The sequence below is a fragment of the Achromobacter sp. ACM01 genome (assembly GCF_014851745.1).
GTDB classification, from domain to species: Bacteria; Pseudomonadota; Gammaproteobacteria; order Burkholderiales; family Burkholderiaceae_B; genus Achromobacter; species Achromobacter aegrifaciens.
In genome coordinates this window covers 143367-170127 of record NZ_JACVAF010000001.1, presented here as the reverse complement: position 1 = coordinate 170127, position 26761 = coordinate 143367, and the positions used below count along the sequence as shown (strand labels likewise).

At 66.0% G+C, this 26761-nt stretch carries 25 protein-coding genes; 15 read left to right on the top strand and 10 right to left on the bottom strand.

The genetic code is table 11. The features are described from left to right. The first annotated feature begins 126 nt into the window (after window positions 1-126). From IB268_RS00810 to IB268_RS00795, 4 genes are all read left to right on the top strand, one after another. The gene (locus IB268_RS00810; protein ID WP_054455628.1) at window positions 127-1734 is read left to right on the top strand and encodes a carboxyl transferase domain-containing protein; all 1608 of its coding nucleotides are present in this window, start codon (window positions 127-129) and stop codon (window positions 1732-1734) included. A gap of 56 nt (window positions 1735-1790) precedes the next feature. Next, window positions 1791-3815: an acetyl/propionyl/methylcrotonyl-CoA carboxylase subunit alpha gene (locus tag IB268_RS00805; protein WP_192353695.1), complete on the top strand. Its 2025-nt coding sequence runs from the start codon at window positions 1791-1793 to the stop codon at window positions 3813-3815. Between the two features lie 84 nt (window positions 3816-3899). Further along, a complete protein-coding gene (locus tag IB268_RS00800; protein ID WP_225589257.1) occupies window positions 3900-4319 on the top strand; it encodes a VOC family protein in 420 nt (139 codons plus the stop codon). Window positions 4320-4426: 107 nt separating this feature from the next. Further along, a complete protein-coding gene (locus tag IB268_RS00795) occupies window positions 4427-5647 on the top strand; it encodes an MFS transporter (RefSeq protein WP_175212885.1) in 1221 nt (406 codons plus the stop codon). A 31-nt stretch (window positions 5648-5678) separates the two neighbouring features. Here the strand turns inward: IB268_RS00795 and IB268_RS00790 are convergent, their stop codons facing one another. From IB268_RS00790 to IB268_RS00760, 7 genes are all read right to left on the bottom strand, one after another. Further along, entirely contained in the window at window positions 5679-6995 is a 1317-nt protein-coding gene (locus tag IB268_RS00790; RefSeq protein WP_192353694.1) for an FAD-binding oxidoreductase, read from the bottom strand. Between the two features lie 27 nt (window positions 6996-7022). Continuing rightward, window positions 7023-7793: an ABC transporter ATP-binding protein gene (locus IB268_RS00785; protein WP_370539999.1), complete on the bottom strand. Its 771-nt coding sequence runs from the start codon at window positions 7791-7793 to the stop codon at window positions 7023-7025. Between the two features lie 20 nt (window positions 7794-7813). Continuing rightward, window positions 7814-8584: an ABC transporter permease gene (locus IB268_RS00780; RefSeq protein WP_059376592.1), complete on the bottom strand. Its 771-nt coding sequence runs from the start codon at window positions 8582-8584 to the stop codon at window positions 7814-7816. A gap of 72 nt (window positions 8585-8656) precedes the next feature. Then, a complete protein-coding gene (locus IB268_RS00775) occupies window positions 8657-9658 on the bottom strand; it encodes an aliphatic sulfonate ABC transporter substrate-binding protein (protein ID WP_192353692.1) in 1002 nt (333 codons plus the stop codon). 102 nt (window positions 9659-9760) lie between these two features. Next, entirely contained in the window at window positions 9761-10732 is a 972-nt protein-coding gene (locus IB268_RS00770) for a LysR family transcriptional regulator (protein WP_059376590.1), read from the bottom strand. A gap of 325 nt (window positions 10733-11057) precedes the next feature. Then, the gene (locus IB268_RS00765) at window positions 11058-11372 is read right to left on the bottom strand and encodes a DNA-binding transcriptional regulator (protein WP_192352905.1); all 315 of its coding nucleotides are present in this window, start codon (window positions 11370-11372) and stop codon (window positions 11058-11060) included. Further along, window positions 11369-11707: a toxin gene (locus IB268_RS00760; RefSeq protein ID WP_192353691.1), complete on the bottom strand. Its 339-nt coding sequence runs from the start codon at window positions 11705-11707 to the stop codon at window positions 11369-11371. The genes IB268_RS00765 and IB268_RS00760 overlap by 4 nt, the downstream gene beginning before the upstream one ends. A 314-nt stretch (window positions 11708-12021) precedes the next feature. Here IB268_RS00760 and IB268_RS00755 point away from each other — a divergent pair, with 314 nt between their 5' ends. The 4 genes from IB268_RS00755 to IB268_RS00740 all read left to right on the top strand — a co-directional run bounded on the left by IB268_RS00755 (window position 12022) and on the right by IB268_RS00740 (window position 17296). Continuing rightward, window positions 12022-12567, top strand: a complete 546-nt coding sequence (locus IB268_RS00755) for an RNA polymerase sigma factor (RefSeq protein ID WP_192353690.1) — start codon at window positions 12022-12024, stop codon at window positions 12565-12567. Continuing rightward, on the top strand, window positions 12564-13580 hold the full coding sequence (locus IB268_RS00750; RefSeq protein WP_192353689.1) for a FecR domain-containing protein: 1017 nt from the start codon (window positions 12564-12566) through the stop codon (window positions 13578-13580). The genes IB268_RS00755 and IB268_RS00750 overlap by 4 nt, the downstream gene beginning before the upstream one ends. Window positions 13581-13680: 100 nt before the next feature. Further along, window positions 13681-16107: a TonB-dependent siderophore receptor gene (locus IB268_RS00745; RefSeq protein ID WP_119449830.1), complete on the top strand. Its 2427-nt coding sequence runs from the start codon at window positions 13681-13683 to the stop codon at window positions 16105-16107. Between the two features lie 346 nt (window positions 16108-16453). Next, window positions 16454-17296, top strand: a complete 843-nt coding sequence (locus IB268_RS00740; RefSeq protein WP_225591281.1) for a hypothetical protein — start codon at window positions 16454-16456, stop codon at window positions 17294-17296. Window positions 17297-17368: 72 nt separating this feature from the next. On the opposite strand, the gene IB268_RS00735 is transcribed toward IB268_RS00740, so the two are convergent. After that, window positions 17369-18121 carry an SDR family NAD(P)-dependent oxidoreductase gene (locus tag IB268_RS00735; RefSeq protein ID WP_175181646.1) on the bottom strand — a complete coding sequence of 251 codons (753 nt, stop codon included), beginning with the start codon at window positions 18119-18121 and terminating at the stop codon, window positions 17369-17371. Between the two features lie 90 nt (window positions 18122-18211). Then, window positions 18212-19090: a LysR substrate-binding domain-containing protein gene (locus tag IB268_RS00730; RefSeq protein ID WP_054455641.1), complete on the bottom strand. Its 879-nt coding sequence runs from the start codon at window positions 19088-19090 to the stop codon at window positions 18212-18214. 148 nt (window positions 19091-19238) lie between these two features. Between IB268_RS00730 and IB268_RS00725 the strand changes: the two genes are divergently transcribed. Next, entirely contained in the window at window positions 19239-20363 is a 1125-nt protein-coding gene (locus IB268_RS00725) for an agmatine deiminase family protein (RefSeq protein WP_192353687.1), read from the top strand. Window positions 20364-20394: 31 nt separating this feature from the next. Here the strand turns inward: IB268_RS00725 and IB268_RS00720 are convergent, their stop codons facing one another. Further along, window positions 20395-21135: an IclR family transcriptional regulator gene (locus tag IB268_RS00720; RefSeq protein WP_175181643.1), complete on the bottom strand. Its 741-nt coding sequence runs from the start codon at window positions 21133-21135 to the stop codon at window positions 20395-20397. A gap of 145 nt (window positions 21136-21280) precedes the next feature. On the opposite strand from IB268_RS00720, the gene IB268_RS00715 reads away from it, so the two are divergent. The 6 genes from IB268_RS00715 (at window position 21281) to IB268_RS00690 (ending at window position 26752) form a co-directional block, all read left to right on the top strand. Next, entirely contained in the window at window positions 21281-22051 is a 771-nt protein-coding gene (locus tag IB268_RS00715; RefSeq protein ID WP_175212896.1) for an SDR family NAD(P)-dependent oxidoreductase, read from the top strand. Then, complete coding sequence (gene fahA, locus IB268_RS00710; RefSeq protein ID WP_192353686.1) at window positions 22048-23352, top strand: fumarylacetoacetase; 1305 nt, start codon at window positions 22048-22050, stop codon at window positions 23350-23352. Before IB268_RS00715 ends, fahA begins: the two co-directional genes overlap by 4 nt. Next, entirely contained in the window at window positions 23349-23687 is a 339-nt protein-coding gene (locus IB268_RS00705; protein ID WP_054455651.1) for an NIPSNAP family protein, read from the top strand. Before fahA ends, IB268_RS00705 begins: the two co-directional genes overlap by 4 nt. Then, the gene (gene hmgA / locus IB268_RS00700; RefSeq protein WP_175212898.1) at window positions 23684-24991 is read left to right on the top strand and encodes a homogentisate 1,2-dioxygenase; all 1308 of its coding nucleotides are present in this window, start codon (window positions 23684-23686) and stop codon (window positions 24989-24991) included. Before IB268_RS00705 ends, hmgA begins: the two co-directional genes overlap by 4 nt. 21 nt (window positions 24992-25012) lie before the next feature. Beyond that, the gene (locus IB268_RS00695; protein WP_175181641.1) at window positions 25013-25993 is read left to right on the top strand and encodes a tripartite tricarboxylate transporter substrate binding protein; all 981 of its coding nucleotides are present in this window, start codon (window positions 25013-25015) and stop codon (window positions 25991-25993) included. Between the two features lie 183 nt (window positions 25994-26176). Next, the gene (locus tag IB268_RS00690; protein ID WP_054455657.1) at window positions 26177-26752 is read left to right on the top strand and encodes an isochorismatase family cysteine hydrolase; all 576 of its coding nucleotides are present in this window, start codon (window positions 26177-26179) and stop codon (window positions 26750-26752) included. Window positions 26753-26761 lie beyond the last annotated feature (9 nt).

Below are 26761 nucleotides of genomic sequence, written 5' to 3'. Positions count from 1 at the left end.
GGAAAGGCGCAACGAAATCCCTCTTCGGTATCCCTAACCGACAAGAATGCCCGGCCCACCGGGCAGCGAGACAAACCGCTCCACGAGCGCCTTCAAATTTCCAACAAGCAGGACGGGTGGAACCCCATGCCCATCATCGAATCCCGCATCAATCCGCGGTCGCAGGACTACACCGACAATGCGCAGGCCATGCAGGCGCAGCTGGACGATCTGAATCAGCAACTGGCCCATACCGCGCTGGGCGGCAGCGAAGCCGCGCGCGCCAAGCACGTGGCGCGCGGCAAGCTGCTGCCGCGCGACCGCGTCGAGCACCTGATCGATCCGGGCACGCCGTTCCTGGAACTGTCGCCGATGGCGGCGCACGGCATGTACGGCGGTGAAGCCCCCGGCGCCGGCGTCATCACCGGCATCGGCCGCGTGGCCGGCACGGAATGCGTGATCGTCTGCAACGACGCCACGGTCAAGGGCGGCACCTACTACCCGATGACGGTCAAGAAGCATCTGCGCGCGCAGGAAATCGCCGCGCAGAACCATCTGCCCTGCGTCTACCTGGTGGATTCGGGCGGCGCCAACCTGCCGCAGCAGGACGAGGTCTTCCCCGACCGCGAACACTTCGGCCGCATCTTCTACAACCAGGCGCAGATGTCCGCGCAGGGCATTTCGCAGATCGCCGTGGTGATGGGCTCCTGCACCGCCGGCGGCGCCTACGTGCCCGCCATGAGCGACGAGTCCATCATCGTCAAAAACCAGGGCACCATCTTCCTGGGCGGCCCGCCGCTGGTGAAGGCCGCCACCGGCGAAGAAGTCAGCGCCGAGGACCTGGGCGGCGGCGACGTGCACACGCGCCTGTCCGGCGTGGTCGACCACCTGGCCGCCAACGACATGCATGCGTTGCAACTGGCGCGCAACGCCGTCGCGCGCCTGAACCGCAAGAAGCCGCAGCCGCTGGCGACCATCCCCGTGCGCGAGCCGCGTTACGACCCCAGCGAACTCAACGGCATCATTCCCGCCGACACGCGCAAGCCCTATGACGTGCGCGAGGTCATCGCGCGCATCGTGGACGGCTCCGAATTCGACGAGTTCAAGGCGCGCTTCGGCCCCACGCTGGTCACCGGCTTTGCGCACATCCACGGCATGCCTGTCGGCATCGTGGCCAACAACGGCATCCTGTTCTCGGAGTCCGCGCAGAAGGGCGCGCACTTCATCGAATTGTGCGCGCAGCGCAAGATCCCGCTGGTGTTCCTGCAGAACATCACCGGCTTCATGGTCGGCCGCAAGTACGAAAACGAAGGCATCGCCCGCCACGGCGCCAAGATGGTGACGGCGGTGGCCACCGCCAACGTGCCCAAGTTCACCGTGCTGATCGGCGGCTCGTTCGGCGCCGGCAACTACGGCATGTGCGGCCGCGCCTATTCGCCGCGCATGCTGTTCATGTGGCCCAACGCCCGCATCTCGGTCATGGGCGGCGAACAGGCCGCGAGCGTCCTGGCCACGGTCAAGCGCGACGGCATCGAGGCCCGCGGCGGTCAGTGGTCGGCAGATGAGGAAACCGCCTTCAAGGCGCCGATCCGCGAACAGTACGAACGCGAAGGCCATCCCTACTACGCCACCGCGCGGCTGTGGGACGACGGCATCATCGCCCCGGCCGACACGCGCCGCGTGCTGGGCCTGGCCTTGTCGGCGGCCTTGAACGCGCCCATCGAGGACACCAAGTTCGGCGTGTTCCGCATGTAGGACGGCATGGCCGCCCCCATTGCAGCCCAAGAATAATTTCAGCCTGGATGACATCCATGTTCGACACTTTGCTGATTGCCAACCGCGGTGAAATCGCCTGCCGCGTGGCCGCCACCGCCCGCCGCATGGGCATCCGCACCGTCGCGGTGTATTCCGACGCCGACGCCAACGCCCGCCACGTCGCCGCCTGCGACCAGGCCGTGTACATCGGCGGCTCCGAGCCGCGCGCCAGCTACCTGCGCGCCGACGCCATCCTGCAAGCCGCGCGCGATACCGGCGCGGGCGCCATCCACCCCGGCTACGGCTTCCTCTCCGAGAACGAAGCCTTTGCCGAAGCCGCCGAAAAAGCCGGCATCGCCTTTGTCGGCCCGCCGGCCTCCGCCATCGCCGCCATGGGCAGCAAGTCCGCCGCCAAGTCGTTGATGGAAAAGGCCGGCGTGCCGCTGGTGCCTGGCTACCACGGCGACAACCAGGACCCGCAATTCCTCAAGACCCAGGCCGACGCCATCGGCTACCCCGTGCTGATCAAGGCCAGCGCCGGCGGCGGCGGCAAGGGCATGCGCGTGGTCGAATCGTCGGGCGCGTTCCTCGACGCCCTGGCCTCCTGCCAGCGCGAGGCCGCCTCCAGCTTCGGCGACGACCGCGTGCTGATCGAACGCTATCTGCAGAAGCCGCGCCACATCGAAATCCAGGTGTTCGCCGACACGCATGGCAACTGCGTCTACCTGTTCGAGCGCGATTGCTCGGTTCAGCGCCGCCACCAGAAGGTGATCGAGGAAGCGCCCGCGCCCGGCATGACCGAAGAGCGCCGCCGCGCCATGGGCGAAGCCGCCGTGGCCGCCGCGCGCGCCGTGGGCTACGTGGGTGCGGGCACGGTGGAGTTCATCGCCGAACCCGACGGCCGGTTCTACTTCATGGAAATGAACACGCGCCTGCAGGTCGAGCACCCGGTCACCGAAATGATCACGGGCCACGACCTGGTCGAATGGCAACTGCGCGTGGCCGCCGGCCAGCCGCTGCCCGCGCGCCAGGAAGACCTGCGCATCCAGGGCCACGCCATCGAGGCCCGCATCTACGCCGAGAATCCGGAAAAGGGCTTCCTGCCATCCATCGGCACGCTGGCCTACCTGGGGCTGCCGGCGCACACCGCGTTCGCCAACGGCGACATCCGGGTCGACGGCGGCGTGCGCATGGGCGACACCATCACGCCGTTCTACGACCCCATGATCGCCAAGCTGATCGTGCACGGCGCCGACCGCGACCAGGCCCGCGCCCGCATGCTGCAGGCCCTGGCCCAGACGCAGGCCGTGGGCGTGCAGACCAACGTGGCCTTCCTGTCGCGCTTGATGCAGGACAGCGCCTTCGCCGCCGCGGACCTGGACACCGGCCTGATCGAACGCCAGCGCGCCACGCTGCTGCCCGAACCCCAAGCCGCCAGTCCCGCCACGCTGGCGCTGGCCTGCGCCGCCGTGCTGGTGCGCCAGGGCCTGGCGCAGCCGGGCGCCGCCGGCGGCAAGCAGCCTGCTGATCCCTGGGACTCGCGCGATGGCTGGCGCCTGGGCGGCCGCTACCAGCGCCACCTGCAATGGGTGGACAACGGCGAGACCCGCCACGTCACCGTCGCCCGCCAAGGCGGCGCCTGGACCCTGGACAGCGGCACGGGCCCGCAAGCCTTCCTGTGGCGCGCCCACGCCAGCGCCAACCCCAACCTGGCCTATGGCCTGCGCATCACGCTGGACGGCCATGAAAGCGCCGGCACCGTCGTGCTGCACGCCGAAAAAGCCCACGTCTTCGGCGAAGGCGGCGTGCACGTGCTGGACCTGTACGATCCCCTGGCGCATTCGCAGGACACCCAGGGCGAACACGGCGGCGGCCTTACGGCTCCCATGCCCGGCAAGATCATCTCGATCTCGGTCAAGGCTGGCGACACCGTGGAAAAAGGCCAGCCGCTGCTGGTGATGGAAGCCATGAAGATGGAGCACACCATTTCCGCGCCCGCCGACGGCAAGGTCTCGGAAGTGTTCTACGGCGTGGGCGATCAGGTGGCGGAAGGAGCCGAGCTGGTCGCCATCGGCGAGTAGCCAGGCGCGCAGTAACAAAATCGTCATCCTCCGCGCCGCCCGCGGGTGCATCATGGGCGCTCCTGCTTATCCACGGGAGTACCCATGATGAGTGCCAAGTCACCCGAATCGGCGGCGCCCCGCCTGTTTCCGACCCTGCGCTGCCGCGACGCAGATGCGATGATCCGCTGGCTGACCGGCGTGCTGGGGTTCACCGAGCACGCCGTCTACCGCGACGACGGCGCCGTGCAACATGCGGAATTGGCCTATGGCAGTTCCATGCTGATGCTGGGCCCGGACCGCGACGACGCCCACGGCAAGCTGGTGGGCGACCTGCAAGGACGCCGCACCGACGCGCTGTATCTGGCCGTGGACGATCCGGACGCCTTGCATACGCAGGTCCAGGCCTCGGGCGCCACCATCGAAACCCCACCGTACGACACGGCCTACGGCAGCCGCGAGTTCGCCTGCCGCGATCCGGAAGGCAATTTGTGGAGCTTTGGGACGTATTGGCCCAAGGCGTGACGGCGGGCCCGGCCGGGGACACATGAGCCGCTCTTAGTTTCCCGTCAGCGACTTGTCCCTAGAATGCGGGGTCCGGCGCCCGTCGCGCGCCCATCGCGCCATCCTCCATGCCTGCCCCCGACTCTCCCAGTCCGCTTCAACGCCCCGCCTTCCTGCATTACCTGTTCGCGCGCATCGGCGCGTCGCTGGCCTTTCAGATCGTTTCGGTCGCGGTGGGTTGGCAGATCTATGCGCTGAGCGGCAGCGCGCTGGACCTGGGGCTGATCGGCCTGGCGCAGTTCCTGCCCATGGCGGTCCTGACCCTGGTGGTGGGCCATGTGGCCGACCGCTATGACCGCCGCAAGATCGTGGCGGTGTGCATGGCGCTGGAAGCGCTGGCCACGCTGGTGCTGGCGATCGCGGCCCTGCATGGCGTGGGCGGCAAGACGCTGATCTACGCCACCATCATCATCATGAGTTCGGCCCGCGCCTTTGAAGCGCCGACCCTGGCCACGTTGATCCCAGCCGTGGTGCCGCGCGAGTGGTTGCCGCGCGCGACCGCGCTGGCGTCCTCCGGCGGCCAGATCGCGCAGATCGCGGGTCCTGCGCTGGGCGGCGTCGGCTACGGGCTGGGGGCAGGGTGGATCTATTGCGTGGCGGCGGCCCTGTACCTGTCGGCCTTCGCGTCCATCGCCACGCTCGTCATCGAACGCGCGCCGCCGCGCAAGGAACCGACCACCTGGCGCACGCTGTTCGCCGGCATCACCTTCATCTTCCAGCGGCGCCTGCTGCTGGGCACCTTGTCGCTGGACCTGTTCGCCGTGCTGCTGGGCGGGGCCACGGCCTTGCTACCCATCTTCGCCAAGGACATCCTCAACGCCGGTCCCTGGGCGCTGGGCGCGCTGCGCGCCGCCCCCGCCTGCGGCGCCGCACTGATGTCATTGACGCTGGCGCGCCTGAGCCTGGGCGAGCACGTGGGCCGGCTGCTGTTCGGCGCGTTGATCCTGTTCGGACTGGCTACCACGGTGTTCGGCCTGTCGACCTCGATCCCGTTGTCCATCGGCGCGCTGGTGGTGCTGGGCGCGGCGGACGCGGTCAGCGTGGTGGTGCGTTCGTCCCTGGTGCAGCTGAATACGCCCGACCATATGCTGGGCCGCGTGAGCGCGGTGAACACGCTATTCATCGGCGCCTCGAACCAGCTGGGCGAATTCGAATCCGGCGTCATGGCCGCGGCGTTCGGCGCTGTACCCGCGGTGGTGATCGGCGGGGTAGGCACCATGGCGGTGGCAGGATTGTGGATGCGGTGGTTCCCCGAACTGCGCAAGTTGAAAACCATCCATGCGTCCTGACGCGGCGCGTCCGCGCCGTGCATCGGCCAGCTCAGCGCTCCAGCCCTGCCTTCTTCGCCTGGCTGGCGATCGCGATCATCACGCCGATCCGCCGCAGCGGATCGGGCGGCAGCCAGTTCGGCCGCTCGAACGCTTCCAGGTCGTCGAGCATCGGGCTGCGCCTGCCCGCGATCTGCTCGGCCAGCAGTTTGCCGTAGATGGTGCCCTTGATCACGCCCGCGCCGTTGCAACCGACCGAGGCGTACAGGCCCGGCCGCACCTGGCCCACGAAGGACGCGCCATTGCCCGTCAGCGCCGTGGATCCGCTCCAGACGTACTCAAAGTCATGCGATGCCAGTTCGGGATAGCGGCGCTGGAACGAATCGCGCAGCAACTGCGCCATGCGATCCAGGGGCTGCTCGGCTTCATAGGAATAGGCGCTGCGCACCATGAAACGGCCGCCGCGGATGCGACGCAGCGTGGTGCCCAGGCGATTGGCCGGGATGACACCCCACTGGTCGCGCTGGCCCAGCAGCGCCTGCTGCGTCGGACTCAGCACGGGCGTGACGCCAGCGTAGGTAAAGATGGTGACGAGGCGGCTGCGCAGGAAACCCAGCTTGCGCGCGAAGGCATTGTTGGCCAGGACCACGTTGTCGGCAGTGAATTCGCCGCCGCGCGTGCGCACCGTGTAGGGGCCTGCGCCGCCGACCGCCAGCACAGGATTGTTCTCCATGAGCCAGACGTTTTCAGGGAGCGTGTCGGCCAGACCTCGTATCAGCGCGGCTGGCTGCACGAAGACGTTGTTCATCGAGTGGTATCCGAACTCGTAATAGCTGGTGCCCAGTTGTTCTCGCAAGGCATCCCGATCCAATTCGGTGTACGCAACGCCCCAATCGCGGTACTGCGCCAGCGACGCGTTCAGCGTGCTGCGCCCTAGTTGCGTGGCCGCAGCGTGGTACTTGCCCGCGACATCCCAGCCGCAGTCGAATCCGCCCCGTTCCGCCAATTCCGCCAGCCAGTCCAGTCCGGACTGGTACATCGCGATCTGCTTGCGCGCGACCTGCAGCGGACTGTGGTGGCCGCTCATGCGGGTGTTGTGCGGCAGGTTGATCAGAAAGCCGGAATTGCGCCCTGCGGAGCCTTCGCCGGCTGCGGTGGCGTCCAGCACCAGGATGCGCTCCTGGGGCTGCAATTCGGCCAGCCGGCGCGCAGCCGCCAGGCCGGTGTAGCCGGCGCCGATGATCACGTGCTTGAAGCGCGCATGCGGCGGCGCAGCGGCGCGTGGCGCGCGCTTGGGCAGCATGGCGTTCCAGCCCGAGCCGCTCTGGTATTGAGGATAAGTCTGCGGTTGCCCTGATGGGTGAGACATGATGGGTTCAGTGTTGCGGTTGGCGGATCATTGGTCTGCGCGCGCCTGCAGGCTGCGCATGACTTCGTTCTGCACGATGCCCCAGATCTGCGACTTGAGCTCGATGTAGCGCGGCGAAAGCTGCGCGTCGGCGTTGCGCGGATAGGGAAGATCGTTGGAGATGTCGCAGGCGACGCGGCCCGGCCGCGCGCTCATGATGACCATGCGGTTGGACAGCAGCAGAGCCTCGTCGATGGAGTGGGTGATGAAGATGATGGTCTTGCCGCTGCGTTCGTAAATGCGGGTCAACTCTTCCTGCAGCACCTGGCGGGTCATGGCGTCCAGCGCGGCAAAGGGTTCGTCCAGCAAGATGACGTCGGGATCGTTGGCCAGCACCCGGGCGATGGACACGCGCTGGCGCATGCCGCCGGACAGGGCCTTGGGATAGGCGTCCTCGAAGCCCTTCAGCCCCACCATCTCGATGAACTTCTGCGCCGTCGCGCGACGTTCCGAAGCGGGAACGCCCTTGAGCTTCAGGCCAAAGGCCACGTTCTCGGCCACGGTCAGCCATGGGAACAAGGCGTACTGCTGGAACACCATGCCGCAGTGCGGATCCACGTCGCGCACTTCGCGGCCATTGACCACGATGCGTCCGGCGCTGGGTTTTTCGAATCCGGTGATCAGGTTGAGCAGCGTGGACTTGCCGCAACCCGACGCGCCCAACACCACCAGGAACTCGCCGCGCTTGACCTGCAGGTCCACGCCCTGCAAGGCGTGAAAGGAACCGAACGACTTGGAAATGCCTTCGATCGATATCATCGTATTGTTTGCTTCGTGGTTTATCGCGACCATGCCAACACCCTGTTTTCAATGACTCGGAAGACCACGTCGGTCACCAGCACGGTGACGCTGATGAGCGCCATGCCCAGCACCACGGTGTCGGTCTGGAAGAACTCCTTGCCGTTCATGATGAGAAAGCCCAGGCCTTCCTTCGCGGCAACCAGTTCGGCGGAAATGACGCAGGTCCACGACAGGCCCAGGATCACCTTGAAGCCGCTGAAGATCTGCGGCAGGCTGGCCGGCAGGATCACCATGCGCATCACTTGCGGACCGCTGGCGCCCAGGTTGCGAGCGGCGCGGATCAGCAGTGGGTCGATGTTGCGCGTGGCTTCGATCACGTACAACAGCGCCGGCGCGAAGGTGCCCATGAACACGATGCTGTACTTCTGCGTTTCGGTAATACCGAACCACAGCAGCGACAGCGGAATCCAGCTCATCGAGGGCAGCGGCCGCAGGAAGGACAGGATGGGGTCGAAGGCGGCACGGGCGCGCAGCGAGGTGCCCAGGAAAATTCCCAGCGGAATCGCCAGCGCCGTGGCGGCGGCAAAGCCCACCATGACCCGGCGCGCGGACGCCAGGATGTGGCCCATTAGCGCGCCTTGCTCCCACATGCCGGCCAGGCGGGCGAAGACGGACGAGGGCGGCGGCAGGAATAGCGGATCCACCCATTGCAGGCGGCAGACGCCTTCCCAGAACAGCAGCAGCACGATCACGGACACGCTGCTGATCAGCAGCAGGTCCGGACGACGCTGACGGTTTGATGCATTCATCGTTCAATTCCTGACAGAAAGAAGGGCGGGCGGCACGCGCCCGCAGGCGTATCGGTGTGGACGCCTTCGCAGTTACAGGTAGGCGGGATCAACCCAATCGCGTACAGCTGGTGCCTTGTCGATCTGTCCGTAGCGCACCATCATTTCCGCCAGCTTCTGCAAGCCATCGATGTACTTGCTGCCCGGCGCCAGCAGTGGCCCTTGTTCCGACGCGGCATACCAATCGGCGCCCTTGACCATTTCCAGCTGGTCGGCAGCGGTAAGTTTGGTCAGTTCCGTCAAGGCGGCCACCGTGCTGTCCGGCTGCGCGCGCAACTGCTCGTTGGCGCGGAAATACGCCTTGAGGAAGCGCTTGACGGCTTCGGGGTACTTGTCCAGGAATGCGCGGCGCGCAACCAGCACGTCCGGCCCCGGCGTGACGCCGTAGTCCTTGTAGAGCGAGAACTGCGTATCGTCGGCAAGCATGCGCGCGCCCGGCATGGCGCGAATGGCGTTGAACTGCGGCGTCCATGCCGCTGCCGCGTCGATCTGGCCTGCCTTGAAGGCCGCCGGCATTTCCGGCGCGGGCACATTCAGCACGGTGACGTCCTTGTCCGCCTTCAGGCCCGCCTGGTCCAGCAGATTGAGCACCAGCAGGTGCGCGCTGGAGGCGAACGTGACGCCGACCTTCTTGCCCTTCAGGTCTTGCATGCTTTGCACGCCGTCGCGCACGATCAACCCTTCGACCCGGCCGAAGTTCTCAGGCACGCCGATGATGGCGAAATGGCGCGAACCCCGCGCCATCACCGCCAGCGCAGCGGGTGCGGCGGTGACCGCCATGTCGATATTGCCCGACAGCAGGGCGCTGACGCGTGCCGAGGTCGTGCCGAAAGACTCCCAGCCTACGTCCAGCCCTTCATTCTTGAAGTAGCCGGCCTGGATGGCCAGCCAGGCTGGGTAGTGGCCCAGCCACGCCGAGCCGCCATAGCGCACGGCCTGCGCTTGCGCGGCCCAGGCCCGTCCTGCCATCGGCAGCGCCAAGGCTGCGGCGCTCAGGGCGGCGCCTTGGATGAATCTGCGTCTAGTCTCCTGCATGTCCTTCTCCTTTTTTGTCGTCGGGCTATCCTGCGGCGAAAAACCGGCTGCGCGCGGCACCTCGCGAAAGCGTGGCGTCTTGCCCAGGCGTTTCCCGCCGGGTCAACAAAGCCGCATCTGCCGCCCGAGCCAGGGCAAATGCGCGCTTACCTGCGGGAAGATTTCCGTCTCCAGCGCCTTGCGGCTGATCTGCCAGAACATGTCGGCCATCTCCTCGAATTCGTCCTGCCGCGACACCTGGTGCAGCGTGCGCGCCAGGCCCGGTCCCGGCAGCGGCAACACCGCCACCTGATCCAGCCACGAACGTCCCTGCAACAAGCACAGCGGCGTCATCAGCGCCCAGCCCAGATTGGCCGCGATCATCGCCATGACCACGTCGCTGGTGTCGATCTCCAGGAACGGCGGCGCGGTCACGCTGCAGCGGCGCAGATGACGTTCGATCATGGCGCCGAAGTGCGAGCGGCCGCTGAAGCGTATGAAGGGCGCGGCCTGGGCCACTTGGCGCAGGTCCATGCGCGCAAACTCGTCGGCGCGCGCCGCCGGCACCACCAGCGCAAAGGGCTCGGTCAGGATGGCGCGCCGCGCCAACCCGTCCACGTCGTCCAAGGCGTCGGTGGTGACGATGATGTCGACCTGCCGGTTCAGCAGCGCCTGCGCGTGGCCGTAGGCCAGCCCGGACCACACCAGCACCTGGCTGGCGCTCTGCGTCAGCCGCTTGACGATGGCTGGACCGGTGGTCGCGGCGAAGGAATCAATCATGCCGATCCGGATGGCCGGCCGGTTCATCAGGTCCGCCTCGCGCACCTGCGAAATCAGCCGATCCACGTCATCCACGATCTGCCGCGACTGGCGGTGCAAGGTCACCCCCGCCGGCGTCAGCCGGTATGGCCTGCGCGACCGATCCAGCACGCGCATGCCCAGCGTGCTCTCGATCTGAGAGATCGTCTGCGACACGGCCGACTGCGTGATGTTCAAGGCTTGCGCCGCCGCCGACAAACTATCGGCCGCCGCCACCGCCGCGAAGATGCGCAGCATGCGGATGTCCAGGCTGGAATCGTTTTTTAGTGCGCCCATGGTGTCTCCTATCAGTGATGCTAAGAATGCCGGAATGAGGGGTCAAAAAATACGGGCAACTTAAGCAAATCTAATAGTCGACATTAGGAAGCGTGAAACAACGATGGTTGTGGAAACGCGGACGCCCATCGGGAAGATGGGTGCACGGCCGACGCAGATGGCGCGGCGACGCTGCACCCGGAGACAGGGCGCTTTCAATGCGAGGGAAGATCCCGGGGCCGCAGGCCGCCGGGTGCGGACGGACGTGTCCTTAAACCGCCACGCGCGGATTGCTACATCAGAGCGCCGGCAGATCCGCTTTCATGCAGGGCAAGACAAAGGACGCTCACACAGCCGCAAGCCGCTCCACGGTGTCTGGATACTTCTCGACCAGGCGAATCAATAGCGCGGCCTGCGCGTTCGGCTTGGCTCGGCCTTGCTCCCAGTTTTCGAGCGTTCGGGGATTGGTCCGCAAGTAACGAGCGAACACCTGGCGAGACAGATGCAGGCGCTCGCGCAGCGCCAGCAGCTCTTCGGCGGTCACATCCGGTGCAGGCTTGAACTCTACTTCGTGGGTGCGCAAGGTGTGCTTGCCCGCGCGCGCATTCGACATCGCATCGAAACCCTCGGCGATCTCTCCGTATAGATTGCGCTTCTTCATCGTCTCGCCTCCAGTTCCGCTTTCAGCATGGCCCTGAGTGCCAGCTTTTCCTTGGCGCTCAAATCAACTGCCTCGTTCTTGTCGTACAAAGTAAACAGCCAGAACTGCAGGCCTCCATCCCACCAGTAGTAGATCACCCGCAGGCCGCCGCGCTTGCCTTTTCCTCTGCGTGGATCGCCGTAGCGCAGCTTGCGCAGGCCGCCCGCGCCTTCGAGCACGTCTCCAGCGTCCGGGTTCTGCATCATGGTTTCCTGCAAGCCGCGAAATCCGTCGTCGTCCAGATAGTCGGACCGGTAGCGAAGAAATGCCGGCAACTCAATGAATAGGGCCTTCATGGCATGTGCACCAAATTATACGCAATTAACGTATAGAAGCAGCGCAGGTTACTGGACTATCCGGCCCGAAGTTCAACGTTCGCCGTGGGCCGCTCGCCTAAGGCAAATCGCTCTATTCTGGAGGTGTCCCCCCGCCCCGTCATGCTTGCAACTTTTCCTGAATTACCCGAGCTATCTCTTGCAGGATAGGTGTCCATGGCACCTCGGCACACCGTCCGATATTGTTGATACAATAAGAATCATTATCATTTAATTGAAGCCATGCCTAAGCGCCAGCTTCACAGAGCGCGCAGCGGACATAGCCTAGGGGCATCATGGGGGAGCGGTTCTTCGGCGTGATCGCCGAGGCGTACAAGGCGTGGAACGCGGAGCTGGTCGGTTTCCTGAACCGCCAGCTCAAGCGTTCGCCCGAGGCCGCCCAGGACCTGGCGCAGGAGACCTTCGCCAAATGGCTGGCGGCGCATGACGGCGCCACGCCGCCGGAGAAGCCGCGCGCCTATCTGTACGAGATCGCCCGCAACCTGCTGCGCGACCATTGGCGCCGCGAGAGCGTGCGCGATGAACATGTGGTGGCCAGCCTGGACGACCAGGGTTTCGAGCCCACGGCAGTCGGCCTGGCCGCCCCCGCCGGCCTGCAGCCCGAGGCGCGCGCCGACGCCAGCCAGCGCCTGCGCCTGCTGCAGGCCGCCATCGACGAGATGCCGCTGCGCCAGCGCGAGGCCTTCCTGCTTTATCGGTATGATGAGCTGCGTTGCGAGGACATCGCCGACCACATGGGCATCAGCGTGCGAGCGGTCGAGAAGCACCTGCAACTGGCGCTGGCGCACTGCAAGCGCCGTGTCCACGGCGAAACGCCATGACCCGATCCCTACCTTTGTCCGCTGTCGAAGAGGCCGCGAGCGCATGGTTCATGCGCCGTCGGGAGCGCGCGTCCGACGCCGACGCCGAACAAGCCTTCCAGTCCTGGCTGCAAGCTTCGGCCGAGCATCGGCGAGAGTATGAACGGCTCGAGCTGGTGTGGGAGGACATGGCGGCGCTGCCGCGCCCGGACTCCGCGCGGGTGCACTCGCAGCCGGCCAGCCACATGCAGAATCCGTCGCGCAGACGGCCGCAGTCCCCGCCCCGCGCGTGGTCAGCGCCGGCGCGGCGCCCCGCCTTCCAGCGCTGGGGCGGTGCGCTGGCCGCAATGCTGCTGATCGCGGCCGCCGCCTACCAGTACGTGCCCATCAGCTACGAATCCGTGGCCAACGCGTCCACCCAGACCCGCAACCTGGACCTGCCCGACGGCACCCGGCTGCATGCCAACGTCGGCACCCGCGTGACCGTGCGCTACACGATGGCCGAACGCCATATCCGCGTCGAGGGCGGCGAGGTCTACATCGATGCCGCCCCCGACCGCCGGCCGCTGATCGTGGCCGCGGGCGACGCGGAACTGCGCGACATCGGCACCGAGTTCAACGTGCTGCTGCTGCCCGACGTGCTGCAGGTCGGCGTGCGCAGCGGCGAAGTCAGACTGAACGCCAAAGGCGCCAACGCGCCCGCCGCGCAGACGCTTCAGGCCGGCGACACGGTGCTGCTGTCGCGCGCCGACGCGCGGCTGTTGCGCCGCCAGCAGGTGCCCGCCAGCGAGATCGGCGCCTGGCAGGGCGGCGTGGCGGTGATGCACGACGCCACCTTGCAGCAGCTGGCCGGCTATCTGGCCCTGTACCGCGACACGCCGCTGCGCTTCGCCGACGAGCGCGCCCGGGGCTTGCGCCTGTCCGGCACGCTGGATCTGCGCCAGCCGGACGCCGTCCTGGACATGCTGCCCGGCCTGTTGCCGGTGACGGTAAACCGGCGTTCGGACGGCGCCGCGGTGATCGGCAGCCGCTGAAGACAAGAATTAAGAATTATTTTTAATTAGACAGGTTCGGGTTTTGGCGGCTGGCGCGTCTTCCCCAGTTGAAGATCCACTTCCAGACTGGGGAAAGTCCATGGCGCAACGCCATTTTCATCGTCGGCTGAGCGCCGGCCGTTACGCGCTGCTGTGCGCGCTGTCCATGAGCGCCGCGCTGGCGGTCCAGGCGCTGGCGCCATCCGCGGCCCATGCGCAAAGCGCCGTCGCGCAAAGCTTCGACCTGCCCGCCGGCAGCCTGGCCGACGCGCTGGTGGCGTTGGGCCGGCAGGCGCAGCTGCAGGTGCTGTTCAGCCCCGACGTCGTGGCCGGCCTGAGCGCCCCCGCCGTATCCGGCTCCATGACGCCGCAGGTCGCGTTGAACCGCCTGCTGGCGCGCAGCGGCCTGGTGGCCGTGCAGAGCGGCTCGGGCTTCGTGGTGCGGCGGCCGGCCGACGCATCCACCGGCGATGCCACCACCCTGGCGCCCGTGACGGTCACCGGCCGCGACCTCACCGTCACCGAAGGCACGGGGTCCTACACCGCCCCCGCCGTCACCATCGGCAAGAACGCGCAAAGCCTGCGCGAGATCCCGCAATCGGTCTCGGTGGTGACGCGCCAGCTGCTGGACGACCAGAACCTGACCACGCTGGACGACGCCATGCGCACCGTCACCGGCATCACGGTGGAAGCGGGCAGCATCGGCGGCAACCATGGCAACTTCTACTCACGCGGCTATGCGCTGGACACGATCCAGGTCGACGGCGTGAACACGCCGGCCAGCACCGGCAACGACCTGTCCTCGGGCTTCGGACTGGCCATCTACGACCACATCGAAGTGCTGCGCGGACCTTCGGGCCTGTACCAGGGCGCGGGTGATCCCGGCGGTACCGTGAACCTGGTGCGCAAGCGCGCGCAGAAGGAATTCGCCTTCAGCGGCCAGGTCATGACGGGCTCCTGGGACCGCTATTACACCGAGGCCGACATTACCGGCCCTTTGGACAGCGATGGGCGCCTGCGCGGCCGCCTGGTGGCGTCCTATGACGACCGCAAATCCTTCGTCGACGGCGTGTACACCGAGAAGCCGCTGTTCTACGGCACCCTGAGCTTCGACCTGACGCCCGACACCGTCCTGACCGCCGGCGCCACCTACCAGCAATACAAGGGCCGCCCCTTCTTCGGCCTGCCCGGCTACACCGACGGCCGCTTGCTGGACGTGCGCCGTTCCACCAACCTGGACCCCAGCTGGAACCACATCACCGAGGAAGTCACCGAGTACTTCGCCGACGTGGACCACCGCCTGGCCAATGGCGGACGCATCAAGGTCAGCGGCATCTACCGCGAACAGGACGAGCCCAGCCGCGAGTTCGGCTGGTCCGACTGCGCAGTGGACCCGATCACCGGCGACACCTGCCTCGTCAGCTGGAAGTACCGCAGCAACTGGAAGACCTATGGCCTGGACGCCTTCGTCGCCACGCCCTTTGAAGCCTTCGGCCGCCAGCACGAGCTGACCGTGGGCGCCGACTACCGCAACGTCCACAAGAACTTCCGCTACGGCGGCGGCGACAACGCCGACACCAACCTCTACCACCCCAACAACAACATCCCCAAGCCGGACTACCAGTTCACCAACGGCAACGACAGCAAGACCGACCAGTACGGCCTGTATGCGCGCACCAATCTGCGCGTGACCGACGCGGCCACCATCATCGCTGGCGGCCGCTTCACCTGGTGGGAAAACCGCACGCAGAACCGCAACGCCTACTTCAACCAGTTCACCAACACCAGCGACAAGATCAACGGCAAGTTCACGCCCTATCTGGGCCTGGTGGTGGACCTGAACGAGCAGTTGTCGGCCTACGCCAGCTACACCAGCATCTTCACGCCGCAGACCGTCACCGACGTCAACGGCCAGCTGCTGGACCCGCGCACCGGCAAGCAGTTCGAGATCGGCCTGAAGGGCGAATTCCTGGACAAGCGCCTGAACGGCCACGCCGCGCTGTTCCGCATGGAAGACGAGAACCGCTCGATGACGGACCCGAACAATCCGCTGTTCTCCATGGCCGCAGGCAAGATGCGCAGCCAGGGCTTCGAGGCCGAAATCAGCGGCAGCCCCGCGCCAGGCTGGGACATCACCGCCGGCTACGCCTACACCACCACCAAGACCCTGAAGGGAACGGAAGAACAGAAGTCGCAGCAGTACGCCTTCATCACGCCGCGCCACACCTTCAACCTGTGGACCAAGTACACCTTCGCCACCGGCACGCTGGAAGGCCTGTCGCTGGGCGCGGGTGTGCGCAGCGTCAGCAGCATGTACCGCCTGAACGGCCCGGTGAAGTTCGAGCAGCGTCCGTACACCACCGTGTCCGCGCAAGCCGGCTACCGCTTCAACAAGCACCTGGAAGGCACGCTGACGGTGAACAACCTGTTCGACAAGGTCTATTACCAGCGCGTGTGGGCCGCCTACGGTTCGAACTACTACGGCGAGCCGCGCAGCGTGATGCTGAACCTGCGGGCGACGTACTGAGGGAAAACGCCGCGCGAAACCCATCCCCGTCCCGTAACGGGCGATGGGTTTCACGCCTTGCAGGACAGTTCTGTCCGCCACGTCTTTCTTGCGCCACACCCATCCTACGATCCCCGAGCAAAACGCCGATTCCGTGGCAGACTAGCCAGGGGCGCTCCATGCATTGCAGTCCGACACAATTGGCAAATTGTTGTCCGACGCGGATTGCAACGGGCGATTAGGATGGCGCCGCACAGACAGAGACAGGCGATCACAAGGCTTTCCCGCCTGAGGCCGACAAGAAGATGTCCGACACATGAAAACCATTCAGAAAACCCGCCCCCCTAGCCGTTTGCTCCGCACCGCCATGGCCGGCCTGCTAGCATCCGCCCTGGCCGCCATGTCCGGCCCCGCCGCAACCGCCGCTGAATCCGCCGGCGCCGCGGCGCTCCCGCCCACCGCCCAGGCCGCCGCCATTGCACCGCCCGATGTGCCCACGGTGATGTATTCCATCTACCAGATCGACGGCAAGGGCGCCGATTCCTACGAAGTCGCCAACGGCAGCATCGCCACCTTCTGGTTCGGCCATGCCTTCGAACTGGGCGGCACGCGCTACTACACCGGCTTCACCTGGGACACCCGCGAACGCTACGGCAAGCCGGGCGAAGACGAGGTCGGGCCCGGCACTCAGGTCAACTTGGCCGAAGCCACGTACACGTTGACCGGCGCCACGCCCGAACGTCCCTGGAAGTTCCGCGGCATGAAGCACTCGGTCGGCGAGTTCGGCGCCTACGAAAAGCCGGAAGACGTGGACACCCGCCGCAAGTCGGTGGAATACCGCACTCCCGCTGGCAAGCTGCTGCTGGCCGTGCCCACCGAAGGCTTCGACAACGGCATCAGCTTCAGCGGCTACGCGCTGCTGGTCTTCAATCCGGCGGGTCCGGACGAAGGCGCGGGCTGGACCTATGTAGGCAGCATCAATACCGGCGAAGACAATAGCGCGGCCTGCGCCGAAGGCGACGTCATGCCTTGCGTAGCCAGCTCGGGCGAACTGGTCTTCTCCGCGCATGGCGGCAGCGACATGCCGCGCGTGACCGTCAAGCGCAGCGGCACGGAAATCGCCGGCCCGGACAAGACCCGCCAGCTGGGCGCGGGCGATGCCGTCGTCTACGCCTACGACACAGCCAGCAAGAAGTACGCGGAGAAGTAAGGCCGGCATTGCTGCCAGCCGGGCGCGCAAGCCGGCTTCCCAACGGCTGCGCTGCCCGCGCGGCTTGTGCTGCTATGTGAGATTCAATCCGCCATCGGAAAGCAGGATCTCGCCGGTCAGATAATCCGACGCGGCAAGCATGGAGACCGCCTGCGCGATATCCTCCGGACTGGCCGCCCGGCGCATCGGCGCCTTGTCGCGCCACAAGGCTTGCGCCTGCGTCCAATCGGCCGTCATCGGCGTGTCCACCAGGCCCGGCGCAACCGCATTCACGCGGATATGCGGCGCCAGCGAAAGCGCGAGCAAGCGCGTCACATGGTTGAGCGCCGCCTTGGTCGCCGCATAGGGAATGGAAGCGCCTTTGGGCCGGATACCCGCGTGCGAACTCACGTTGATCACGCAAGCCGGCCGGCCATGCGCCGCCGCCGCTTGCAACGCGGCCTGCGCTTCGGCCACCAGGCGAAACGGCGCCACCACGTTGACCTCATGCAATGCATGCCAGATGTCCGGCGTGGCCGCGGCCAGGTCCGCATGGGGAATGACTTGGCTGATTCCAGCGTTGTTGACCAGCAAGTCCAACCGCCCCCATGCCCCGACGGCTTCCCGGACCAGCCGGACCCGGTCGGCATCGTTCGCCAGATCCGCCTGCACGTAGACAGCATCGCCCAGCTCGCGCGCCAAGGCATGGCCGGCTTCAGCCGAACGGCGTGAATGCACGACCACCGCATAACCGTCCCGCGACAGGCGGCGGGCAATGGCCTCGCCTATGCCGGAGGTAGAGCCCGTGACCAGCGCGACGGGACGCGTAGATTGCAAATGGGACATCGAGGAATCTCTTGCTCAGGAATGCGCCGCATGTGGCGATGGGTCTACAACTTAACACCGTGATGAAAATCGCAACCTGAGAGACAAGGCCTAGGCTGCCGCGCCGCCGTCCTCGCGCGACGCGTCCAGTTCTTCGGACACCCACTCGCAGAACGCGCGCGTCAGCGGATCGTCCTCGCTGTCCCGATGTACCAGCAACGCCCATTTCGGACCGCGCACGGTTTGCTCCGTCAACGCCGCCAGCGAGCCATCGCGGCGCGAGCGTTCGGCCAGCAAGCTGCTGACCAGCGCCATGCCCAGGCCTTCGCGCGCCGCATCCAGCAACAGGCCAGGGTCAGAAAAATTCATGCCCTGCCCGCGCTGACCCACGTCGGTTCCACCCTGCGTTTCCCAATGGCTCCAATCCATCTCGCGTTCGCCATGCAGCGTGGCGCGCGTCTCGGCCGCCAACAGGCGAGGGTGGCAGGCTGGATACATGCGGTCCTCGACCAGCACGCGGAACGCGCAATCGGCCTGTGGACCCAGGTCGTCGCGCAGCGCGATGTCTATGGTCTGTTTGGCCATGTCTGGCGCGGCATCGCTGGTGTACAGCCACAGGTCCGCCTCGGGATGCAGGGTGCGGAAGGCTTCCAGCCTGGGCAGCAGCCAGTGCCGCGAAAACGCCGGACTGGTGTTCACGATCAGCTGGTTCGGCTTGCGGTACTGGTCCAGCCTGCGGATGCCGGCTGCCAACTGCTGCAGCATGGCCTGCGTCGTGCCCAGCAGATCCCAGCCCGCATCGGTCAACGACACCGCGCGCCCCTGGCGGAAAAACAGCGGCTGGCCCAGATAGTCCTCCAGGCTGCGCACCTGCTGGCTGATCGCCGACTGCGTCAGGTGCAGCTCGTCGGCCGCCTTATGGAAACTGCCCAGGCGGGCGGCCGCCTCGAAGCCGCGCAGCACGTTCAGGGGAGGCCATTGCTTGAGCATATCAATAAGCCCTGCTAATCAGAATTCCACTAAATATATCGCTAGTCCGCGCGGCCAGGCGGGAAATACACTGCAATTCAAGAGGTGCGCACCTTTGACTCAAACATAACCATTTTTTATCGATCTTCCAGAATCCCAGGAGCCCGACGTGCCCACCCGCCGCCAACTCATCCAACACACCGCCACGCTCATGGGCGTCCAGGCCGCCGCCTCGCTGGGCCTGGGTCTGCTCGCCCCCGGCGCACGGGCGGCGCCAGCGCCCCGGTGGCACATGCCCGACGAAGGCGCGCCCCAGGCCCGCGCCTTCATCGCCTTCGGCGCCCAGGACGCTATCTGGGAAGACTTCACCGCCGACGTCCAGGCCGCGCTCGGCCGCATCGCCCGCGCCATCGCCGCCCACCAGCCCGTCACCGTGTTCTGCCGCGCCCGCGAACGCAGCCTGGCCGAACGCCATTGCGGCGCCGACAACGTCAGCTTCGTCGAAACCCGCCTGGACGACATCTGGATGCGCGACATCGGCGCCAACTTCGTGCTCGACGGGCGGGGCGCGGCCACCGGCGTGGACTTCAACTTCAACGGCTGGGGCAACAAGCAGCGCCACACCGCCGACGCCAAGATCGCCGCTGAAACCACCGAGGTCACGGACACCGAATACCTGCAAAGCGAACTGGTCGGCGAAGGCGGCGGCATCGAAGTCGACGGCCGCGGCACCGGCATCATGACCGAAAGCAGCTGGATCAATTCCAACCGCAACCCCGGCTGGAGCAAGGCCGAAGTCGAAGAGGAACTAAAGCGCTGCCTGGGCCTGCGCAAGATCATCTGGCTGCCCGGCATCAAGGGCAAGGACATCACCGACGCCCACGTCGACTTCTACGCCCGCTTCGCCCGGCCCGGCGTCGTCGTCGCCAACCTCGACATGGATCCCGACTCCTACGACTACGCGCTGACCCGCAAGCACCTGGAGATCCTCCGGCGCACGACGGATGCCGACGGCAAGCCGCTGGAAATCCACACCATGAGCCCGCCGCTCAAGCCCCGGCGCAGCAAGTTCCTGCGCGACAACCCGGACTTCGCGGCGGGCTACATCAACTACTTCGTCATCAACGGCGCCGTCATTGCACCGGAATTCGGCGATGCGGAAGCGGACGCGAAGGCGCTCGACCTGCTGACGCGTTTGTATCCGGGGCGCAAGGTGGTGCAGCTGGATATCGACGCCATCGCGTCAGGCGGCGGCGGAATTCATTGCGTGACGAATCAGTTGCCGGTGGTCTAGGCCAGACGGAAAGCCGCGCCTCACGCGGCCGTCAAACAGGCGCCAGACGCCCCATCAACCGGGCCTGCTGCTGCAAATTCGCGGCCAGCAACGCAATCCTGTCGGCGCGCATCCGCTCGTCTATTGCCGCAATGCTGATGGCCGCGATCGGCCGGTCCAACGAATCGAAAATCGGCACGCCCACGGCAGTGACGCCCAGCGTTACCCGATTGCGTATGAATGAATAGCCGTTGCGGCGCGTTTGCGCCACGGCCGCACGCAACGTGCGCTCGTCCAGGCCCGCCTCCGTCTGTACGCGCGGCAAGATGTGCGACATCACTTCCTCGTACTCCGCCGCCGGCAGGTGCGACAGGATGGCCAGCCCGCCGGCGCCCAGACCTAACGGTCTGCGGCTGCCGATGGACAGCGTGTTCACGCGGATCGGCGAGGGCCCTTCCTCGCGCGCCTGACATACGGATTCGATGCCGCTGCGCACACTGAGATAGACCGTGTCGCCCAGCTCCTCCGCCAATTGCCGCATGCCCGGCTGGCAATGCTCGCGCAAGTCGTAAGAGGGCGCCGCGGCCAGACCCAGCTCGAACGCCAGCGGGCCCAACGCATAACCCTTGCCTGTTTCACGCTGCACAACTAACCGCTCCTGCATCAACTGCCGCAGCAGACGGTGCACCGTGGAGTGCGCCATATCGGTGGACTTGGATAACTGGGTGAGTGCCAGGCCGCGCCGGCCCGCCGTCGCAAGCAGCTTGAGCAATTGCACGGAACGTTCAAGCACGCCTGGCTCGGCAGGTCTAGCAGGCATAAGTCGTGTCCACTCAACGGAAATTCGATCAGGGAATTTTCCTCCAAATCATATAGTCGCCACAAGAAAAGAGGCATGCCTTTCTGTACAACGGACAGAAGGCACAACGGAGACTTTCATGGATCAGTGCTTCACCGAGCAAGGCCAGCCGGCCTCGCTGACCGGAAAAACTGCATTGGTGACCGGCGGCAGCAGCGGCATAGGAGCAGCGACGGTACGTGTGCTGGCCAATGCAGGCGCGCGCGTGGCGATCGGCTACCTGAACGGCGAGGACCGCGCCCGGGAGCTTTGCGCATCGCTGCCTGGAGCCGGCCATCTCGTGTTGCGGGTGCCGCTGGACGACGCCAATGCCCAGACGCGCGCGGCCGAGGAACTGGGTACGGCGTTCGGAAGCTTGAACATACTGGTGCATTCGGCTGGCTACACACGCCGCATTCCGCACCGCGACCTGCACACCCTCACGCCGGAACTCTACAACGAGATCCTCACCGCGAATGCGGGCGGACCGTATGCGATCACGCGCAGCTTTCTACCCTGGCTGCAGCGCGCCGACGAGGCAGTCGTCGTGGCCGTTTCTTCCGTATCCGCATATACCGGCTCCGGCAGCAACATCGCCTACTGCGCCGCCAAAGCCGCCCTGGACACGACGATCCGTTCGTTGGCCCGCGCGCTCGGCCCCATCCGGTTCCTTAGCGTTTCGCCTGCCGCAGTGGATACAGGATTCGTCGAAGGCCGCAACCGTGCGGACCTGGAGAAACATGCCGCAGGCACGGCCCTGGGACGCGTCGTTTCGCCGCAGGACGTAGCCCAGGCAATTCTGGCGGCCGCAACACTGCTGAATACCAGCACCGGTGTGCGGATCGTCATCGATGGCGGCCATACGCTATGACGCAACGCGACCATACCCACGACCCGGCCCTGCACAGCTGGGTGGAAAGCGCGAATGCCGCCGGAACGGATTTTCCGATCCAAAATTTGCCTTTCGCCGCGTTCAGCTGCCACGGCGCCACCCCGCGCATCGGCGTGGGCATAGGCGATGCCATCATTGATGTCGCTGCCGCGGCGCCATTGCTGCAGGGTCTGGCGGCTCAAGCTGCGCAAGCCTGCGCCGAACCCGTGCTCAACCCCTTGATGGCGCTGGGCGGCGAGGCGCGCCGGGCGCTGAGGGCGGCGCTATCCCACTTGCTCGACGCGCGCAGGACAAGGCAGACGCTGCCGCTTTTTCCCCAACGCGATGTCCGCCTGCATACGCCGGTGCAGATCAGGGGATTCACGGACTTTTTCGCTTCGATCGATCACGCCAGCAACGCAGGCCGGCTGTTCCGGCCGGAGCAGCCCTTGCTGCCAAACTACCGCTACGTCCCGGTCGCCTACAACGGCCGCGCCAACAGCATCTTGTGCGGTGCCGACATCGAACGTCCGCGCGGACAGCTCCGCCCGCCGGGACAGGAAGCGCCCGCCTATGAAGCCTGCCAACGGCTGGACTACGAAGTGGAGCTGGGCGCATACATCGGCCAGCCATCGGCGCGCTGGCAACCGGTGCCGGTGGAGCAGGCCTGGGAATATATCTTCGGCTTCTCGCTGCTGAACGACTGGTCCGCGCGCGACATGCAATCCTGGGAATATCAGCCGCTCGGCCCCTTCCTGGCCAAGAGCTTCGCCACCAGTGTCGCGCCCTGGATCGTTACACCGGAAGCGTTGGCGCCTTTCCGCATTCCCGCCCGCGTTCGCAGCGCGGATGAGCCAGCGCCGCTGCCCCATCTGCACAGCGCGGCAGACCAGGCGCTAGGCGCGCTGGACATCACCATGGAACTGCAGCTGCGAAGCGAGGCAATGGCACGGCAAGACATCGCGCCGGTCACGCTTTCGCGCGGCAATACCGCAGACCTTTACTGGACCTATGCACAGATGGTGGCGCACCACACCAGCAATGGCAGCACCCTGGACGCGGGCGACCTGCTGGGTTCCGGCACCGTCTCGGGTTCGCTGGCCAGCAGCTGGGGCAGTCTGCTGGAACTGACCCACGGCGGCAAGGAGCCCATCAGACTGCCCAATGGCGAGACCAGGAGCTTTCTGGCGGACGGGGACGAGGTCATCCTGCGCGGCTACTGCGAACAACCAGGATGTGCCCGCATAGGCTTTGGCGAGTGCACGGCCCGCATTCTGCCGGCACGGGAGGTGCGAACATGATCGTTGAACAACGCACCTACACCACCCACCCTGGCAAATGGCGGGACTACCTGGCCTTGTACGAGGCCGAAGGGCTGGCCGTGCAGCGCCGCATACTCGGACGCATGGTCGGCTATTACTACAGCGAAGCAGGCGCCTTGAACCAGATCGTGCACCTGTGGGCCTATCAAGACCTGCAAGAGCGCGAAACAAGACGAGCCCGGCTTGCGGCCGATCCGCAATGGCAGGCCTACGTACAGCGCATGCTTCCGCTGCTGCAGCACCAGGAGTCCAAGCTGCTCAAGCCGGCGCCCTTTTTCACCCATTCCTGGCACGACGATGCGAGTCAATCATGAATGCAACGAAGATTGAAGCCTTGCAGTACCAGAGCGGCTTTGGCAACCGCTTCGAATCGGAAGCCGTCGCGGGCGCGCTGCCGGTTGGCCGAAACTCACCGCAGCGGGTCGCGCATGGACTGTATGCGGAGCTGTTGTCCGGCTCGGCCTTCACCATGCCGCGCGACCTCAATCTGCGTACCTGGATGTACCGCATACGCCCGGCGGCCATGCATGGCCGATTCGCGGAAACGCCCGTGCCGCGCTGGCAGACGGGTCCTTTCACCGACGCGCCCACGCCCGCCAACCGGCTGCGCTGGAATCCCTGGGCAGAACCGGATGCGCCCACGGACTTCATCGATGGCGTGGTAACGGCGGCCGGCAACGGCGACGCGCATGCACAGGTGGGCGTCGCCGCGCATGTGTACGTGGCCAATCAATCCATGCGCAGGCGCTACCTCATGAACTCCGACGGCGAAATGCTGTTGGTGCCCCAGTCCGGACGGCTGCGCTTGCATACCGAACTGGGCAGGCTCGATATCGCCCCCGGCGAGATCGCCCTGGTTCCGCGCGGCATGCGCTTTCGCGTAGAGCTACTGGACGTGTTGGCACGCGGCTATCTGTGCGAAAACTACGGCAGTCCCTTCCGCCTGCCCGAACTGGGGCCGATAGGCTCCAACGGCCTGGCGAACGCGCGTGATTTCCTGGCTCCGGTCGCGGCCTATGAGGAAGACGGCGGCCCCGTCCAATTGGTCAACAAGTTCCTCGGCCGCTTCTGGCAATGCCAGCAAGACCATACGCCGCTGGACGTGGTCGCGTGGCACGGCAATCTCGTGCCCTACAAGTACGATCTGGCGCACTTCATGGCCATCGGCTCGATCAGCTTCGATCATCCCGATCCGTCCATCTACACCGTCCTCACCTCCAACACCGACACGCCCGGCGTGGCCAACTGCGACTTCGTCATCTTCCCGCCGCGCTGGCTGGTGGCCGAGGATACGTTCCGTCCGCCCTGGTTTCACCGCAACGTCATGAGCGAACTTATGGGGCTGGTGCGAGGCGTCTACGACGCCAAGGCCGAAGGCTTCGTGCCGGGCGGCATCAGCCTGCACAACTGCATGCTGCCGCACGGCCCCGACGCGGCCACATTCGAAAAGGCCAGCCAGGCCGATCTCGCGCCGCATGCGCTGAAAGACACCCTGGCCTTCATGTTCGAGAGCCGTCACGCATTTCGCCCCACCGCGCAGGCGCTGGCGGCGCCCAACCTGCAGCCGGACTACGACGATGTTTGGAAAGGCTTCAGCCGCCATTTCGAGCGGCGCTAAACCACAGATGGAGACAACGCCATGACCAACACAAAACGCCGCCAGTTGATACAGATCGGCCTCTGCGCGCCCGCGCTGGCCTGGCTGCCCCAGGGATTTGCCGAAGACGCTTATCCGGCCCGGCCGGTCCGGCTGATCCACGGCTTTGGCGCGGGCGGTAACGCCGACGTCGTCGCCCGCCTGGTCGGCAAGCAATTGACACAGTCCCTGGGCCAGCCAGTCGTCGTGGAAATCAAGAGCGGCGCTGGCGGGCGCATCGCCAGCGATGCGGTCGCCAAGGCCAAGCCGGATGGCTACACCCTGATCATGCTGACCGGCGCGCATACGGTCTCCGCGGCGGTCTCCAGGGAGCTGTCCTACGATCCGGTCAAGGACTTCAGCTTCCTGTCCACCGTGTCCAAGTTTCCGTTCGTGATCGCGGTAAGGGCGGATCATCCCGCCAGGACGCTGGCCGATCTGCTCGCCATGGCCGCCAAGGCTCCCGCCAAGATCACGTTCACGTCCGTAGGCGTGGGATCCACCCAGCACATGACCGGCGAACTGCTGGCCACCGAGGGCAAGGTGGAGTTGCTGCACATACCGTATCGAGGCGGCGGCGCCCCCGTCGAGGCTGTGCTGTCCGGCGATGTCGACATCCTGGTGGATACCTTGACCGTGGCAACGCCGCAGCTGAAGGCGGGCAAGCTCAGAGCCCTGGCCGTCACCAGCGCCATACCCTGGCCGCAGGCTCCGGATATCGCTCCAGTCGCGCAAACCCTGCCGGGCTTCGAAGTGCTGTCATGGTTGGGCATTGCAGGCCCCCCGGGCCTGCCCGAAAACATCGCGGCAACCTTGAATTCCGCCATCGGCAAAGCCCTGGAAGAGGGCGAAGTGAAGCAAACGCTCGCCACCCTGGGAAGCCAGCCCGCGCCCAGCAGCCCGGCCGCCATGCGCGACATGGTCGCCAGCGAGATCGTGCGGTGGAAGCAAGTCGTCAAGGCGGCGGGGATTCCGCCTTTGTAGCGCGGTCCGCACCGGCCAGAATCCGTTCACGACGCGATGGAGGCAGGAGGACTTGGGGTCATGACTGCCGTGATACAGTCAGCCGTCATTCCTGTCGCACCCATCACGTCGCCACGCATCGGTCCTCGGCCGGCAGGCCAAGCCTCGCAAGGCGAACGTGGCAAACCCCTTGCGGAGCGGAGCATGAACACCCAGACCCCAGCCATCGTCCCGGCGCGTACCGCCTTGCTGGTCATGCACTACCAGACCGACATCATGGAACTGTTCCCGTCGGTCGCCCCCGCCTTGCTCGGCAACACGCGGCAACTCTGCGACGCCGCGCGGCGCGCCGGCGTCAGCGTCTATTTCGCCAAGATCCATTTCAGCCCCGGGTATCCGGAAGTCAGCCCCTTGAACAAGAACGGGCAGGGCATCAAACAGCTGGGCCGCTTCGTCCACGACCGCATCTCGCCGGAACTCGACCGCCGCGAAGACGAGCCCATCATCATCGCCCACCGCGCCAGCGTGTTCTTCGGCACCGACCTGCAAGTGCGGCTTTCCGCGCAGAGCATAGACACGCTGATCATGGCCGGCGTCGCGTCCACCGGCGTGATGCTGTCATCGATTGCGCATGCCAGCGACGCGGACTACCGCCTGCTGACGGTCAAGGACTGCTGCTACGACCCGGACCCGATCGTGCATGAGCATTTGTTTGCGACGGCGTTTGAATCGCGCACCACCGTGCTATCGCTGGACGATGCCTTGTCCTTGCTGGGCTAGCGGACTGCT

Excerpts from the sequence above, each read along its gene's own strand:
- IB268_RS00800 (WP_225589257.1), top strand. The coding sequence starts at position 3,900 with ATGATGAGTGCCAAGTCACCCGAATCGGCGGCGCCCCGCCTGTTTCCG.
- IB268_RS00765 (WP_192352905.1), bottom strand. The coding sequence starts at position 11,372 with ATGAAGAAGCGCAATCTATACGGAGAGATCGCCGAGGGTTTCGATGCG.
- IB268_RS00750 (WP_192353689.1), top strand. The coding sequence starts at position 12,564 with ATGACCCGATCCCTACCTTTGTCCGCTGTCGAAGAGGCCGCGAGCGCA.
- IB268_RS00805 (WP_192353695.1), top strand. The coding sequence starts at position 1,791 with ATGTTCGACACTTTGCTGATTGCCAACCGCGGTGAAATCGCCTGCCGC.
- fahA (WP_192353686.1), top strand. The coding sequence starts at position 22,048 with ATGACGCAACGCGACCATACCCACGACCCGGCCCTGCACAGCTGGGTG.
- IB268_RS00740 (WP_225591281.1), top strand. The coding sequence starts at position 16,454 with ATGGCCGGCCTGCTAGCATCCGCCCTGGCCGCCATGTCCGGCCCCGCC.
- IB268_RS00790 (WP_192353694.1), bottom strand. The coding sequence starts at position 6,995 with ATGTCTCACCCATCAGGGCAACCGCAGACTTATCCTCAATACCAGAGC.
- IB268_RS00735 (WP_175181646.1), bottom strand. The coding sequence starts at position 18,121 with ATGTCCCATTTGCAATCTACGCGTCCCGTCGCGCTGGTCACGGGCTCT.
- IB268_RS00755 (WP_192353690.1), top strand. The coding sequence starts at position 12,022 with ATGGGGGAGCGGTTCTTCGGCGTGATCGCCGAGGCGTACAAGGCGTGG.
- IB268_RS00770 (WP_059376590.1), bottom strand. The coding sequence starts at position 10,732 with ATGGGCGCACTAAAAAACGATTCCAGCCTGGACATCCGCATGCTGCGC.
- hmgA (WP_175212898.1), top strand. The coding sequence starts at position 23,684 with ATGAATGCAACGAAGATTGAAGCCTTGCAGTACCAGAGCGGCTTTGGC.
- IB268_RS00785 (WP_370539999.1), bottom strand. The coding sequence starts at position 7,793 with ATGATATCGATCGAAGGCATTTCCAAGTCGTTCGGTTCCTTTCACGCC.
- IB268_RS00705 (WP_054455651.1), top strand. The coding sequence starts at position 23,349 with ATGATCGTTGAACAACGCACCTACACCACCCACCCTGGCAAATGGCGG.
- IB268_RS00730 (WP_054455641.1), bottom strand. The coding sequence starts at position 19,090 with ATGCTCAAGCAATGGCCTCCCCTGAACGTGCTGCGCGGCTTCGAGGCG.
- IB268_RS00760 (WP_192353691.1), bottom strand. The coding sequence starts at position 11,707 with ATGAAGGCCCTATTCATTGAGTTGCCGGCATTTCTTCGCTACCGGTCC.
- IB268_RS00780 (WP_059376592.1), bottom strand. The coding sequence starts at position 8,584 with ATGAATGCATCAAACCGTCAGCGTCGTCCGGACCTGCTGCTGATCAGC.
- IB268_RS00690 (WP_054455657.1), top strand. The coding sequence starts at position 26,177 with ATGAACACCCAGACCCCAGCCATCGTCCCGGCGCGTACCGCCTTGCTG.
- IB268_RS00810 (WP_054455628.1), top strand. The coding sequence starts at position 127 with ATGCCCATCATCGAATCCCGCATCAATCCGCGGTCGCAGGACTACACC.
- IB268_RS00795 (WP_175212885.1), top strand. The coding sequence starts at position 4,427 with ATGCCTGCCCCCGACTCTCCCAGTCCGCTTCAACGCCCCGCCTTCCTG.
- IB268_RS00775 (WP_192353692.1), bottom strand. The coding sequence starts at position 9,658 with ATGCAGGAGACTAGACGCAGATTCATCCAAGGCGCCGCCCTGAGCGCC.
- IB268_RS00695 (WP_175181641.1), top strand. The coding sequence starts at position 25,013 with ATGACCAACACAAAACGCCGCCAGTTGATACAGATCGGCCTCTGCGCG.
- IB268_RS00715 (WP_175212896.1), top strand. The coding sequence starts at position 21,281 with ATGGATCAGTGCTTCACCGAGCAAGGCCAGCCGGCCTCGCTGACCGGA.
- IB268_RS00745 (WP_119449830.1), top strand. The coding sequence starts at position 13,681 with ATGGCGCAACGCCATTTTCATCGTCGGCTGAGCGCCGGCCGTTACGCG.